This is a genomic window from Microcoleus sp. D3_18a_C4 (assembly GCF_036702415.1).
Lineage (GTDB): Bacteria > Cyanobacteriota > Cyanobacteriia > Cyanobacteriales > Microcoleaceae > Microcoleus.
The window spans coordinates 62,047-77,084 of the sequence record NZ_JAUBTI010000012.1 but is presented as its reverse complement, the minus strand read 5'-3'; the positions used below and the strand labels follow the sequence as shown (position 1 = coordinate 77,084).

Genomic DNA, 15,038 nt, shown 5'->3' with positions numbered 1-15,038 from the left:
TTGCCATATCCTAAAGTGGAACTTTTTCAGCTATGTTAATATTCTTTTAATATAACTTTACAATATGTCTAATTTTCGCAATTTGACATTAAATATTCTTAAATTTTTTTAAACTGGCTAAAAGCCGAGCTTGTTGGTGTCGATCGGCGAGAGCAGCAGAAAAAAGCTAATTTTTAAGTCAATACAGCGTATTTTGAATAAAAATCCCAGCTAGGAGTCAAAAAGCAGATATTTATCCGGTTAGATTTTAATTTAAGTTCGATCGCTCTCTCATGTATTCGGGAGTTGGTAGTCGGCTTTACAGTAGCCGGGATCGCCTAGTGTTAGCCTGAGAAGATAACTAAAACTTTTAGGCAAGGCTCCCTCAGCAGTTATGGCTCAAATTCTTGACCCCGTACCCTCAGACACCGACAGCAAGATTCTGTGCTGCTACGTCAATGCCACCAGTCAGATTCAGATTGCTCGCATCGCCAACATTCCTAACTGGTACTTTGAACGAGTAGTTTTTCCCGGACAGCGCTTAGTGTTTGAAGCGATGCCCGCTGCAGCATTGGAAATTCACACCGGGATGATGGCCAGTGCAATTTTGTCGGATAAAATTCCTTGCGATCGCTTGCAGATTAACGAAGGCCCCTATTCAAACGTCCATCCTAGCAGATCGCGAGAGGCAGTTCAGGGCGATCGAACAGCCATGACCGGCCGCCCCAAATCCCGAGAAATCTCAGAACCTTTGACTGTACCGGCACTAACCGCCGTCGATTAATCGCTGTTGTGAGTTTTGAGTTATAAATTGTCAGTTAATTGATAACTCCGCGCTCAAAATTCCAACTTCTGCAAAGCGGTAAAAACTCAACAGTTAAGAATCAAAGTTTCTGAAATGAATTTTAGATCAAAACTCACAACTGGAAATATTGTCCGGTTTTTCCTATTTCCCTGAGTTGTGTTGGCGGGCTCGACAACTGTGCAAAAATATCATTAAACAGCTTCTCGAATGTCAGCCATGTCAGCACAACCTCTTGCCTCTTCCCCATCTTCTGCCCCAGTATTTGAGCCGGCGGTATTCCGGCTTTCTCCCCTGATTAGAATCACGCTGTTGAGCTTGTACACAGCCCTGACAATTCCCTTGCCCTTTTTGTCGGAAGTAACGAAAGCACCGGTTCCCCCGGCCGCACTCTGGGCGGCAATTGTTGTCGGCGCTGTGGGCTTGTACGGCGTGCTCAGTGAAAGGGTAATTTTGAGCGAGGAAGGGATTGAAGTCACATATCCCAAATGGTTTCCGCGTTTTTTTCGCAAGGGTTGGTCGCTACCTTGGACTGAGGTAAAAGCTCTCAAACCTCGATCGACTGGTCAAGGAGGTTTAGTTTACTATTTTTTGAGTCATTCGGGTGAAGGTTATTTGTTGCCCATGCGAGTGGCTGGATTTGGTAAATTAGTCGGTTTGGTGGAAGCAAAAACAGGTATTGATACTAGAGATGTCCGCCCTTTGTCCCAGCCTTGGATGTATCTTATTTTACTTTTATGTACGCTGCTGCTGCTGTTGGTAGATGCGTGGACTATTGTTACGGCGATCGGGCTTAAAGGCAATCTGTAATATTATCAAGGAAATTGGGTCTAAAACCCTGTCCTTCTAGGACGGCTTTAATTTCTTAAATCCCTTCCTAAAACTCAGGAAATTTCTAGTAGACTAGAGTAGTCAAGGTTAAACTCCTGCGCCATCGTGCATAAAAACAGTTAACGACACACTTTGGCGCGTAAACCGGGGGACAAAGAGTGGCGAAAACTCTATAAACAGCTAGGGGCTTAACACAGTTCCTTTAACCAGAGAAACAAACTATTTAGTCTTGTTAAGTAGGGTAGGGCATACCCGAACTCTAGGTAAATATCCTAGTACGCTTTTGGAGATAGACCCTAGGCGGGTTGCTGTGAGTTGAACTCGTCAATTGGTATTTTGTACGGTTGAAAGGTTTAAGAAGTGCCGAAAGGACATAGCGCTTAAAGGTCAGTCGATGAATTAAGAATCCCCACGCCTTTAGGCTGGGGAGTGTCAACTCCGGTACAACTCACGCCCAGAGCACCATTCTCAAGAACAGGCTTTTCGGCCTGTTCCACAAAGACTGAATTTTCTTGTGGAACAGGCCGAAAAGCCTGTTCATAAAAAGCTTATTGAGAATGGTGCAACATCTCCGGTACAAGAACCGTTATAGAGTTGGTAGTGAAGACTTCAGTCCTCATAAAACTTGCTCGGATTATTGACTCTTATTAGAAATCAATAACATTTTTTCTGATTTTATAATATGGATTTCTATTGTTTTTGATTCAGCCTAGACTTATTTTTAAGTTGCGTCCAAGACTAAAAAGCTAGTTGCCTGTCCGAACTCAAAAATTATTTTTTGTTTGTGGTGAACATTATTGTTTAATTTTGTTTCTAGCGAACTTTTTGGGAGACAATTTGGCGAATATTATTAAGTTTTTATAAAAAAAGTTACCACTAAAAGTAATTGGGATATGATAAACATCATTAATTTTTAGGGGATTCGACTTTCCTAAAAGAACCTTTCCAGCAAAAACTAATTTTATATTAGAATTAGTTTTGGTTTACCATGTATCTTTTTCATTGAATTCACGATGTGATGTGAATGTAAATAGTTATTAACGCATTTAATCTCATTGCTGAATAGCTCGAATAAAAGCTGGCAAATGTAGCGTGAATCTATCTAGCAAGTCCCAGCAAGTATAAGCGTTACAGCTTAGCTATGAATTCCTCTTAAATACTTTTAGTGAGAACATAGAGAATGAGTACCCAAAAGTCATTGTTTATACCTCGGCGTCAAGTAATTCGTGGGATTTTATCTACTACAGCGTTTGCAGTCACCTCGCGCCTTTGGACTGGATGTACTCCTGCTAAAGAGGTTCAAGCAAACTCGGCTGCAAAAGATAAGCCAATTGTGATGGGATTTATTTATGTTGGCCCCAAAGATGACTACGGCTACAATCAAGCCCAAGCCGAAGGGAACGCTGGGGTTTCAAAATTAGCCTGGGTAAAAACCGTAGAGGAAGCAAATGTTCCTGAAACTACATCGGTACAAGAAACCATGAGGAACATGATCGAACAAGATGGGGCAACAGTTCTGTTCCCTACGTCCTTCGGGTACTTTGACCCGCATATTCTGAAACTGGCAAAGGATTACCCGGAGGTACAATTCTTTCACTGCGGTGGACTTTATCAGGAAGGTAAACATCCAAATAACGTTGGCAGCTATTTTGGCTACATTGATGAGGGTGAGTATGTAGCAGGCATTGTTGCCGCCCACGCCTCTAAAACCGGAAAATTAGGATTTATTGCTGCTAAACCCATACCGCAAGTATTACGCAATATCAATAGCTTTACCTTAGGGGCACGTAGCATTAAGCCAGACGTTACAACTCAGGTGATTTTTACAGGAGATTGGTCTTTGCCTGTTAAAGAAGCTGATGCTGCTAATAGTATGGCTGACCAGGGTGTTGATGTAATTACCTGTCACGTAGATAGCCCCAAAGTGGTGATAGAAACCGCTGAGAAACGAGGCATTTTCTGTACTGGCTACCATGCGAGTCAAGCCCAACTTGCGCCCAAAGGATATTTAACAGGTGCCGAGTGGGACTGGACGAATGTCTATTCTAAGTATGCTGAAATGCTTAATGCTGGCAAGACGCTAATGAACGGAGGCATTCCCCATTTAGTACGTGGTGGTTTGAAGGATGGTTTTTTGAAGCTGTCGCCCTACGGTAGCGCCGTAACTGCCGAAGCGAAAAAGGATGCTGATGCTGCTAAGAGTAAGTTTCTTGATGGCAGCATGGTCATTTATAAGGGGGAAATAAAAGATAACACCGGGAAAGTTGTGATTGCTGAAGGTAAGGATTACAAGCAGCAAGACGCAGAACTAGAAAAGATGAATTGGCTGGCATCAGGCGTCATCGGCAAAGTTACGAGTTAATTAGGATCGCGAATTAAATAATTTACAGAAGTTTGTGGGGAGTAGGGGTTGGGCTTATAGCCCGCCCTTTCTGGACGGGCGGGACGCCCATCCCACAAGAACTATCACGCATTGTAAGTTATTTAATTCTCATTCCTAAGAAAGTATTTCACGCCCGTCGGCAACTGCTATACAAGCAAGTTTTTCATTCAACACTCATCATTTTCTTAGTAATTCATGTTTTATTATGATGATGATTAACCGTCAAAACTGGCGTACAACTTTGGAAGCGGTTGGTATCCCGATCGCCGCCATCCTCTTCTCATTGGTATTGTTTGGAATTTTTTGTGCTGCGGCTGGATCTAATCCCTTTGCTGTCTATGCCTCAATCTACAAAGCAGCGTTTGGCAGTTGGCATTCATTCCAAAACACTCTGATCAGGGCTGCCCCGTTGATGTTGAGTTCCCTGTGTACGGCTTTGCCTGCCCGTTTGGGGTTGGTGATTATCGGCAACGAAGGCGCTTTAGTAGTTGGGGGTCTGGGGGCTGTAGCCGCTGGACTGGCTTTATCTTCTGCACCGCCGACGTTAGTCCAAATTGCAATGGCGCTGGCAGCAATTGTCTGTGGAGGTGTGTGGATTGGTGCAGTGGGAGCTTTGCGCTATTACCGGGCAGTGAATGAGACAATTAGCAGCTTGTTGTTGAACTATATTGCGATCGCCCTGCTGAATCATTTAGTCGGCGGCGTGATGCGTGACCCCAGCAGTGTCAATAAAATTTCTAGTTACCCGATTCCTGATGTGAATATGTTAGGAAATATTCCAGGAACCCGCGTTCACTACGGTCTAATTTATGGGTTGGTTGCTTGTGCGATCGCCTACTTCCTGATCCAGCGTACTACATTTGGCTTTGCAGCGCGGACAGCAGGAGGTAACATCCGCGCTGCTCGAATTGCCGGACTTCCTGTAGGCAAGTTGACAATGGCAATCTGTTTCCTAGCTGGCTCTTGTGCGGGTTTAGCCGGCATGGTGGAAGTCGCAGCCGTGCATGGTCGAGCTAACGAATCACTTAATGCTAACTATGGCTACAGCGGTATCTTAGTTGCATTCATTGCTCGACACAACCCTCTTGCTGCGACTATTGTGGCAATTGTGCTTGGCGGCATTCTTGCTAGTGGTGGCATCTTGCAACGAGCACATGGACTGCCCGATGCAACGGTTTTAGTGTTCCAAGGTTTGGTCTTTTTGGTAGTTCTGTATAGCGAATCGCTCTACGGACGTTTGCCATTTTTCAAAGAACAGTCAACCGATAGTCCTCAGCAGCCACCTTCTAGCGAGCAGCCATCAGTAGCCACTGTCTAACTAAGCAATACGTTAAGCCAAAATCTCAAATCGGAGGAATCCACAATGGCAGCAGAAGTATTAGGTTGGTGGGGAGTACCATTAGGTATCTTGGCAGGAACTTTGCGGGGTAGCGCTCCGTTTTTGTTCGTCAGTTTGGGCGAATGCCTAACTGAAAAAAGCGGCAAGATTAATTTGGGGTTAGAAGGGACACTGTTAACCGGTGCGATGAGTGCCTATGCTATTTCTTATCAGACTGGATCGCCTTGGTTAGGTGTTTTAGCCGCTGGTTTAGCGGGCATGGTACTAGGTTGTATCCACGCTTGGCTGTGCATACAACCAAAAGTAAACGACATTGCCGTAGGCATCGCCATGATTATTTTTGGTAGCGGCATTGCTTTCTTTTTTGGCAAACCTTTTATTCAACCAAGTGCCACCCAGTTGCCTAGTTTACCTCTGGGTGCTTGGAGTCATCTGCCTTCGGTGCAATCAGCGCTACAAATTTGTCCCCTATTTTTGTTAGGTGTAGCGATCGCACCTTTAATGCAGTGGTTCTTTAAATCAACTCGCTGGGGGTTATTCATTCGTGCAGTTGGGGATAGTCCCGATGCGGCCAAAGCAATGGGAATCTCCATTAATAAAGTTCGTGTGCTCTGCATTATCGCGGGTAGTTTCTTAGCTGGAATTGGTGGTGCTTATTTATCCCTTTACTATCCCGGTAGTTGGACAGAACGCATCTCTAGCGGTCAAGGACTCATGGCGGTAGCGCTGGTAATTTTCGCCCGTTGGAATCCAGTTCAGTGCTTATATGCCTCGTTGCTATTTGGGGGAGCACAGGCGATCGGCCCCGCTTTGCAATCAGTAGGGGTAGATTCCTATTACTACTTATTCAATGCTTCGCCCTACATCCTGACGCTGGCGATCATGATTATTACTTGTTCGCCGAAACGAACTTTGACAGGCGCGCCTGGATCTTTAGGAACTAACACGTAAAACAGGAATTTATCGCAAGGGAGATAAACATGGGACGTTTTGTAGAAGCTGAACCATATCCTTATCCTTACAATGGCGATTTGCGCCCAGAAAATACGGTGCTGCTGATAATTGATATGCAAATTGATTTCTGCGGCATTGGTGGATATGTTGACAAGATGGGCTACGACTTGTCACTGACTCGCGCTCCTATTGAGCCAATCAAGCAAGTCTTAGAAGTGGCACGGGCGAAGCACTTCCATATCATGCACACCCGCGAAGGACACCGCCCCGACTTAGCAGATTTACCAGAAAACAAGCAGTGGCGATCGCGCCAAATTAACGCCGGAATTGGCGATCCCGGCCCCTGCGGTAGAATTCTCGTTCGAGGTGAAGCAGGGTGGGAAATCATTCCAGAACTCGCGCCTTTGCCTGGTGAAGCGGTGATTGACAAGCCTGGAAAAGGCTCCTTCTATGCCACGGATTTAGATCTGCTACTGAAACGCAAAGGCATTCAAAATATTGTTTTGGCTGGCATTACAACCGATGTCTGCGTCCATACCACAATGCGAGATGCAAACGATCGCGGTTATGAATGTTTGCTCTTATCTGACTGTACGGGCGCAACAGATTATGGCAACCATTTGGCGGCACTTAAGATGATTCAGATGCAGGGAGGAGTGTTTGGAACTGTTGCTGATTCAGAAGCATTTATCAAAGCTTTAAGTGTTTAATTTTGAGGAAACAAAAAGTAAATAGTTCAAGCATTGAAATGAATCCAGCCATCTAACTAAAGAATCAAATCTCATAAATAGCCGATAAACTGAAAACTTTACAGGAGATAAAAACATGACAGAAGTGAAAGACTCTCTAGCCAAAAACTCAGCACTAAATACTCAAAATTATCTAGACAGTCAAGACTCAAACTTCACAACTCAAAACTTTATTCAACCACCAGAACTAGAGGTGGTTAACATGACTAAGCGGTTTGGCACGATGACTGCACTTGATAACTTCTCAATGACGCTAAAACCAGGGACGTTTCATGCTTTGCTGGGCGAGAACGGAGCCGGCAAAAGTACCCTTGTTAAATGTGTGATGGGTTTCTATACTCCTACTTCAGGCCAAGTTTTGATTGATAAGCAGGAAACTGCGATCGCAAGCCCTCGCGATGCTCATAAGTACGGCATTGGCATGGTTTACCAGCACTTCACCTCTGTGCCTGCGATGACTGTAGCGGAAAATCTGGTTTTGTCCCGCTTTGATAGCCCTAATTTGATTAACTGGAAAGCAGAGTACGAGCAGTTAAAGGCTTTTATGAAAACTGCTCCTTTCCGAGTTCCTCTAGATACCCCGGTCTTTCAATTAGCTGCTGGGGAAAAACAAAAGCTAGAAATTCTTAAACAGATATATCTTCAGAGTCGGATCTTGATTCTGGACGAACCTACTTCGGTGCTGACTCCGCAGGAAGCGGATGAGGTTTTAGGTTTACTGCGCGCAGAAGTTACTGCCGGAAGATTAAGCGTGTTAATTATCAGCCACAAATTCCGGGAAGTGATGGCGTTTTGCGATAGCATCACGGTGCTGCGTAAAGGGAAGTTTGCAGGTCAGGGTTTGGTAAAGGATCTGACTGTCTCGGATATGTCTGAAATGATGATGGGTGAAAGGCGTGAGCCAACACAAGTTGAAAAGATAGCCCCCCCAACGACTATTCCTATTCTTGAAGTTAAAGACCTTCATGCCAATAAAGACAACGGTATGGAGGTATTGACAGGAATAAATCTCACAGTTCACAGTGGCGAAATTGTTGGGATTGCAGGTATCTCTGGCAATGGTCAGCGGGAACTGGTGGAGGTGTTGGCTGGTCAGCGTTCTGCTACAGGTGGAGATGTGCTGGTTAATGGCGAAGTTTATACGGCAACACGAGCCGAGATGTTTAAACATCAGGTTTTCGCACTACCAGAAGAACCCCTTCATAATGCTTGTGTGCCACACATGAGTGTAGCTGAAAATTTAGCGCTGCGGACGTTTGACCGCCCTCCCCAAGCTAAAGCAAGTATCTTACTCATCCTGAAAGAAATTAGGCAGGCGGCTAAGAGCTTAATTAATACTTTCAAAATTAAAACGCCTTCGCCAGATACGCCTATCGGCAATCTGTCGGGGGGAAATGTACAGCGCACAGTGTTAGCGCGGGAACTCTCTGCCGAACATATTAAGTTACTAATTGCCGCGAATCCTTGCTTTGGTCTTGATTTTGCTGCTGTGGAGTATATTCACGGTCAGATTATTGAGGCTCGCAACCGAGGTGTAGCTGTGTTATTGGTGAGCGAAGATTTAGATGAACTGCTGAAGTTGTCCGATCGGGTTTTGGTAATCAGTGGCGGGAATTTTACTTATGAAAGTGCGATCGCAGATGCAGATTTTGTTCAGATAGGTAAGAGTATGGCAGGACACTAATCAATTTTGGAATACCTGTAAGCAACCCCGGTCTAAAGACACGGGGCTTCAGTTTATTTGCTGAAGCCGTGCTTACCCGCCTAAGCCTTAAGTGGCTACGTTGTTGGGGTCAATACACCGGAAAATGCGACGCTAGTTTTCCGCTCTGTTGTTTGCAATTAAACAATTCTAAGGTCACTGGAATAGTGTTGCAAGCGTAAAAAGCCCTTATAACATTGGCAAAGCGAACTTTACGAGAAATCGAAGGGACACAACAATGTCTATCCAACCAAATTACGTTTTTGTTCTAGATGCTAACCGCAAACCACTAACACCATGCAAACCATCTTTGGCACGCAAACTGTTAAAGGTTGGCAAATGTAAAGTGTTTAGGCTTTATCCTTTCACTCTAATTTTGAGAAAAAAGGTAGCTCAAGACCCGCAGCTTGTTACTTTAAAGATTGACCCCGGTTCAAAAGTTACGGGGTTTGCTCTGCTTCTGAATTCCCATCTAATCTGGGTAGCCGAATTAACCCATCGCCCTCAAGCAATTAAGGCATTGCTAGAGTCGCGTCGTTCTCTGCGACGCAACCGCAGAAGTCGCCAGACAAGGTATCGCCAAGCGAGATTTTTGAACCGAACTAGATCCAAAGGTTGGTTGGCTCCCAGCCTCCAGCACCGAGTAGATACGACCTTAACTTGGGTCAACAAACTATCAAAGCTTGCACCCGTTAAGACGATTTTTCAGGAATTGGTTAGGTTTGATTTACAAAAAATGGAAAACCCAGAGATTTCAGGGATTGAGTATCAACAAGGAGAGTTGCAAGGCTACGAAGTCCGCGAGTATCTTCTTGCCAAATGGGATAGGCGGTGCGCTTACTGTGGCATAGAGAATGTACCGCTACAAGTTGAACACATTCATCCTAGAGCGTCGGGCGGAACTAATAGAATATCTAACCTATGCTTAGCTTGCGAACCTTGTAACACAAAAAAAGGGACTAAAGACATCAAGATATTCTTAGCAAAAAAACCCGATGTTTTGAAAAAAATTGTGGAACAAGCTAAACGTCCGTTGAAGGATGCCACTGCTGTTAACTCGACTCGATGGGCTTTATTCAATCGATTAAAAGCGACAGGTAAAAAGATTGTTACAGGCTCTGGCGGGTTGACTAAATTCAATCGCATACGCTTAGAACTGCCAAAAACCCACTTCTTTGATGCTGCTTGCGTAGGCAATACACCTGAAATTTCCGTGTCAGCGAATCAGCCTTTAAATATCAAAGCCACGGGGCATGGTTCAAGGCAAATGTGCCGCACGGATAAATTTGGATTCCCTTCTAGGTACGTTCCTAGGTTTAAGTTTGTTAAGGGTTTCCAGACAGGGGATATTGTAAAAGCCCTTGTTACTTCGGGCAAAAAGATGGGTACTTATACGGGCCGAGTGGCTGTCCGCTCATCTGGCAGTTTTAATGTGTCAACAGCCCAAGGATTAGTCCAAGGAATCAATCACAAATATTGTTCTTCTATTCATCAAAAGGATGGGTACAATTATGGGTTTTAAGACTGTTGACGGGATACTTTAGTATCCCGTGTCCCTTTTCCTCCCAGGGCTAAAGCCACTGGGTTTCCAAGTTACCGCGAGGCTTTTATGACTGAACTACTGAACCAAGCTTTTATCCTTAAGGATTTACCTAATATCGCGACGTGGCAGAATGAGTTGGCTTGGCAACCATTTCGTGATGGGGTTGAAATCTACCGACTTTATGGTGACAACCAAAGTGGATCGGCTGCTGCTCTATTGCGGTATCAGCCGGGAGCAAGTGTCCCAAGGCACACGCATACTGGTTTTGAACATATTTATGTACTAACTGGATCGCAAACTGACCAAAATGGCGAACACCAAGCCGGAACCTTTGTCATTAACCCGCCTAACAGTAACCACAGTGTTGTCAGCCAAGCTGGCTGCATAGTCCTAGTAATTTGGGAAAAACCTATATCGCTATGGTCTTAATATCTGCCCAACCTTATGATTATGAACTGCCAGTCTCTGGCGGTGTGGCTTTGGTTATCATCGATATGCAGCGAGATTTTTTGGAGCTTGGGGGATTTGGTGAAGCTTTAGGCAATGATGTCAGCCAATTACAGGCGATCGTACCAACGGTAAAGCAGTTGTTAGAGGCATTTCGCGATCGCCATCTCCCTATTGTTCACACTATTGAAGGTCATCAACCTGACCTTTCTGATTGTCCTCCCTCTAAGCAAAAGCGGGGTCAAAGTAAACTGAAAATTGGCGATCGAGGCCCGATGGGACGAATTTTAATTTTGGGTGAGCCGGGGAATTCAATTATCCCAGAATTGACACCTATGCCTGATGAAATAGTAATTAATAAACCAGGTAAGGGGGCTTTTTATCACACTAATTTGGAATTAATACTGCGTGAAAAAGCGATTACTCACCTAATTTTTACTGGAGTCACGACTGAGGTTTGCGTTCAGACAACTATGCGTGAGGCTAACGATCGGGGGTTTGAATGTTTACTTGTTGAGGATGCTACAGCCAGCTACTTTCCAGAGTTTAAACAGAGTGCGATCGATATGATTCGCGCCCAAGGCGGTATTATTGGTTGGACTGCAAAGGCTGAAGTAGTAATACAAGCTGTGGAAAAATCGCAGTCTTAAATTTAAAAACTGTCGGCTATCCCGGATGTTTGGGGTACAAACCAGTTGCTGATATATTTTTTCGTAACAGGCTTTCCCGCCTGTTCCACAAAGAAGAGACTGGGAGCATCTCAGTTTTGTAAAAAGCATTTTTTTATTGTAGTGCGAGCGTCCCCGCTCGCGTATTGTACAATACGCGAGCGGGGACGCTCGCACTGTAAATGCAAAACTGAGATGCTCCCGAAGAGACCTCTGGGTTTGGGGCGGCTTGTCACCCCTCCAGATGTGGAACATCTTATTATCAAACACGCGCAAAAAAGAAAAACCCGGTTTCTTTAAGAAGCCGAGTTTTTACGTATTCTCTTGTTGACTTAAACTACTTAACTTCAGCAGATCGCCGACTGTTAGGTGATTCGTAGTAAACTCCAGAACCTGTATCGGAGACAAAATGACAATCCCAGTAAGAGCGAATAAAGCTCTTCCAAATTGGATCGGTTGACTTGCGATAATAATCGCCCAACACTGGTTTAATTGCTTCCGTTGCTTCCTTCAAGTGATAGTGCGGCATTGTCGAGAAAATGTGGTGGGCTACGTGGGTGCCGATATCGTGATGGATGGAATTGATGATTCCGTAGTCGCGATCGATCGTAGACAATGCACCTTTCAAGAAAGACCAATCATCTCCGCGGTACCAAGGAATATCCGCCTCAGTGTGGTGCAGGAATGTTACCAAATCCAGCCACATCACGAACACTACATAGGGAACCAAGTAGAACTTGAGTAAAAACAGCCAACCAAACTGATAGGTTAGCGCGCCTAAAAAGCTTACCATCAGTACCAAGGATGCGGAACTTGTCAACACATCCCATTTTTCGGACGGACGGAAAATCGGGCTACCGGGCATGAAGTGAGAACCTACCCGATCGGGCGATCGCCGAAATAGATAAATTGGGTAGGCAAATAACATCAAATAAAAGCGTCCCAGCTTTTCGTACCAAGGCATTTGATTGTATTTGCTTTCCGATACCGGATACCAGCTTTCATCGTTATCTAAGCTGCCTGTATTTGCGTGGTGGGTTCTGTGACTAATCCGCCAACCGTGGAAGGGTACGAGAATTGGAGCGTGGGAGAGGTGCCCGATCAGGTTGTTGAGCCATTTGCTCTTAGAAAATGAACCGTGTCCGCAGTCGTGGCCCACTACAAACAATGCCCAAAACATGGTTCCTTGCATCAACCAAAAGATTGGATAAAAGAGCCAGGAATCGAGGGTGTAGGCGATCGCATACAAACCTGCGATGATGCCAATATCTAAAAAGAAATAAGCCAGAGATTTCCATGCCGAGGGCTCAAAACAGTGGGCTGGAATGGCTGCCTTGATATCTTGAAGAGTAAAAGGTAACTCTGTTGTACGAGAGGATGAGCCTGGATTGCTCGGCTGATTGAGAACAGTATTTGATTGCACGAAGTTTCCGATTTAAGCTGACTTGAGAAACCGCATTCCGCCTTCTTTTAACAGTCAATCGATTTTAGATTTTAGATTTTAGATTTTAGATTCACTCCACAGATGAATCTGGGGGGTTAACTAATATCTAAATTTTTTGGCTCTCCCGGACAGGAGTCGGGGGGTTGTATCGCCTATGCAGGTGAGGTAACATTCAACCTGCAAGGAGCCATATTTTTACTCTGCAAGGGTTTCTAAAGTTATTTAGTTCGCATGAATAGCCCGTCCGCGATTCTCAAGCAAGTTGGCTTGTGGAATACTTGTGTGGGAAAAATTAGTGCGATCGACCCTGTTATCTGAAAAAATCTCATGTGCCCGTTGTTGGTGCGAAATGCGACTTCAATCTGAGAGTGGACATCTGGAGGAACTACCTCCAGTCTGCAGGTAGCATACAGCGTTTCGAGCAGGAATTGTGAACGAGAGTGTAGGGAAAAACCATCGATTTTAGATTGGCGATTTTAGATTCAAGCACAAATCTCAAATCTCCAATCTCCAATCTCCAATCCGAGGGTTGGGTTTCACACAAGTTCTACCCAAGCGACTGTTCACTACAGTTCACAAATTCTGCAAGAATTGCTAAAGCTAAGTTAATGTAACATTTCTACACACATTCTGGCAATGACTTACCAGAAAAACTTGAAAATCCATAAATTGCGGAAAGTGACGGGCGATCGCTTTCTCGCTTTTGGATTTTCTAGGTTCCAGCTTTTTCTAATATGAGCTTAGACCGTTTTACCATTTCTGGAACGTCGATCGGATAATCACCAGTGAAACACGCCGAACAAAAACTCATCGGGTCTTCGTTAGTCGCCCTTAGCATTCCATCCCAACTCAAGAAAGCCAAAGAATCTACCCCTATTTGGGTGCCGATTTCTGCGACAGACTTAGTAGCAGCAATCAACTGATCTTGATTGTCGGTGTCGATCCCGTAGAAACAAGGATGAGTCACCGGTGGCGAAGAAATTCTCATGTGAACTGCAGTTGCACCCGCATCCCGCAAGGCTTTGACGATTTTGCGACTGGTTGTACCGCGCACGATCGAATCATCGATAATAATTACCCGCTTTCCTTCCAACACATCTTTGAGAGGGTTGAGTTTCATGCGGATTCCTGACTCCCGCATTGTCTGAGTCGGTTGAATAAAAGTGCGCCCGACGTAGCGGTTTTTAATCAATCCTTCGGCGTAAGGAATGCCGGAAGCTTGAGAAAAGCCGATCGCCGCCGGGATTCCAGAATCGGGAACGCCGATAACTATATCAGCATCAGCCGGAGATTCTGCTGCCAACAAACGCCCGATCCGCAGGCGGTAGCTGTACAAACTTTCACCTTCCATTTGGCTATCGGGGCGAGCAAAATAGATCATTTCAAAGATGCAAAGTTTGCGCTTCTGCTGCTGACTCCAGTGGAAGGAAGCCATACCTTCCTCTGTAATCCAAACTAATTCCCCCGGTTCTACGTCCCGCAAAAATTCAGCACCGATAATATCCAAGCCACAAGTTTCCGATGCTAAAACGTATCGTACCGGAGTTGTGGGGAGGATGCCAATTACCAGCGGGCGGACGCCCTGGGGGTCGCGGACTCCCATCACGCCTTTGGGGGTGGCGATCGTCAAACTAAAGGCTCCTTGGCACATAGCAAAGGCGCTGATCGCTGCTTCCAGCCAGTCTTTGCCCTTGTCTACCTCGGAACCGATCGCCACTGCGATCGCCTCTGAATCCGTCGTGCTGACAAATTCGCACTTCCGAGACAGCAATTCTTCGCGCAATTCTTTTGTATTGACAAGATTCCCGTTATGTGCTAATGCCAGACTTCCCAAACGAGTTTCGACAACCACAGGCTGAGCGTTGACCACGCGCGACGAGCCAGTAGTAGAGTAGCGAGTGTGGCCTACGGCTAAGTTACCGGGCAAGTGACCTAAACTCGATTCGTTGAAGACTTGGGAAACCAGTCCCATATCTTTGTGCAGGTGGACTTTTTCACCGTCAAAGGTGGCAATTCCTGCTGATTCCTGACCCCGGTGCTGCAAGGCATACAAACCGAAGTAGGTCAACTTGGCGACATCTTCACCCGGTGCGTAGATACCGAAAACGCCACAAGCTTCCTCGGGCTTGTCGGGTTTGCTAGAATGCTCGTCAGCCGCGAAGGAATGGTTGGGAATCATAGATGGGTGGGTTCCTAA

Annotated in this window: 12 protein-coding genes; 10 read left to right on the top strand and 2 right to left on the bottom strand. The window is 45.3% G+C overall.

All coding sequences use genetic code 11. From position 1 onward, the window contains the following. Positions 1-373: 373 nt before the first annotated feature. The 10 genes from QUB16_RS08920 to QUB16_RS08875 all read left to right on the top strand — a co-directional run bounded on the left by QUB16_RS08920 (position 374) and on the right by QUB16_RS08875 (position 11,379). Positions 374-763 carry a DUF1830 domain-containing protein gene (locus tag QUB16_RS08920; RefSeq protein ID WP_333315607.1) on the top strand — a complete coding sequence of 130 codons (390 nt, stop codon included), beginning with the start codon at positions 374-376 and terminating at the stop codon, positions 761-763. Positions 764-1,000: 237 nt separating this feature from the next. Then, positions 1,001-1,591, top strand: a complete 591-nt coding sequence (locus QUB16_RS08915; protein WP_333315606.1) for a hypothetical protein — start codon at positions 1,001-1,003, stop codon at positions 1,589-1,591. Between the two features lie 1,201 nt (positions 1,592-2,792). Next, entirely contained in the window at positions 2,793-3,974 is a 1,182-nt protein-coding gene (locus QUB16_RS08910) for a BMP family ABC transporter substrate-binding protein (RefSeq protein ID WP_333315604.1), read from the top strand. Between the two features lie 226 nt (positions 3,975-4,200). After that, on the top strand, positions 4,201-5,313 hold the full coding sequence (locus QUB16_RS08905; protein WP_333315602.1) for an ABC transporter permease: 1,113 nt from the start codon (positions 4,201-4,203) through the stop codon (positions 5,311-5,313). 45 nt (positions 5,314-5,358) lie between these two features. Next, complete coding sequence (locus QUB16_RS08900; RefSeq protein WP_333315600.1) at positions 5,359-6,285, top strand: ABC transporter permease; 927 nt, start codon at positions 5,359-5,361, stop codon at positions 6,283-6,285. Positions 6,286-6,314: 29 nt separating this feature from the next. Beyond that, positions 6,315-6,998, top strand: a complete 684-nt coding sequence (biuH, locus tag QUB16_RS08895) for a biuret amidohydrolase (protein WP_333203546.1) — start codon at positions 6,315-6,317, stop codon at positions 6,996-6,998. A 115-nt stretch (positions 6,999-7,113) separates the two neighbouring features. Then, positions 7,114-8,721 (top strand): ABC transporter ATP-binding protein, encoded by a 1,608-nt coding sequence (locus tag QUB16_RS08890; RefSeq protein WP_333315599.1) that lies wholly within the window; start codon positions 7,114-7,116, stop codon positions 8,719-8,721. A 256-nt stretch (positions 8,722-8,977) separates the two neighbouring features. Then, positions 8,978-10,261 carry an RNA-guided endonuclease IscB gene (iscB, locus tag QUB16_RS08885; RefSeq protein ID WP_333315597.1) on the top strand — a complete coding sequence of 428 codons (1,284 nt, stop codon included), beginning with the start codon at positions 8,978-8,980 and terminating at the stop codon, positions 10,259-10,261. Between the two features lie 87 nt (positions 10,262-10,348). Next, the gene (locus tag QUB16_RS08880; RefSeq protein ID WP_333315596.1) at positions 10,349-10,711 is read left to right on the top strand and encodes a cupin domain-containing protein; all 363 of its coding nucleotides are present in this window, start codon (positions 10,349-10,351) and stop codon (positions 10,709-10,711) included. After that, positions 10,702-11,379 carry a cysteine hydrolase gene (locus QUB16_RS08875; protein WP_333315594.1) on the top strand — a complete coding sequence of 226 codons (678 nt, stop codon included), beginning with the start codon at positions 10,702-10,704 and terminating at the stop codon, positions 11,377-11,379. Before QUB16_RS08880 ends, QUB16_RS08875 begins: the two co-directional genes overlap by 10 nt. Positions 11,380-11,734: 355 nt before the next feature. On the opposite strand, the gene QUB16_RS08870 is transcribed toward QUB16_RS08875, so the two are convergent. Together QUB16_RS08870 and purF are read right to left on the bottom strand one after the other, a co-directional pair. Next, positions 11,735-12,820 carry a DUF3474 domain-containing protein gene (locus tag QUB16_RS08870; protein WP_333315592.1) on the bottom strand — a complete coding sequence of 362 codons (1,086 nt, stop codon included), beginning with the start codon at positions 12,818-12,820 and terminating at the stop codon, positions 11,735-11,737. A 733-nt stretch (positions 12,821-13,553) separates the two neighbouring features. Then, positions 13,554-15,020, bottom strand: coding sequence for an amidophosphoribosyltransferase (purF, locus tag QUB16_RS08865; protein ID WP_333315590.1), 1,467 nt, complete (start codon positions 15,018-15,020; stop codon positions 13,554-13,556). Between the last annotated feature and the right edge of the window lie 18 nt (positions 15,021-15,038).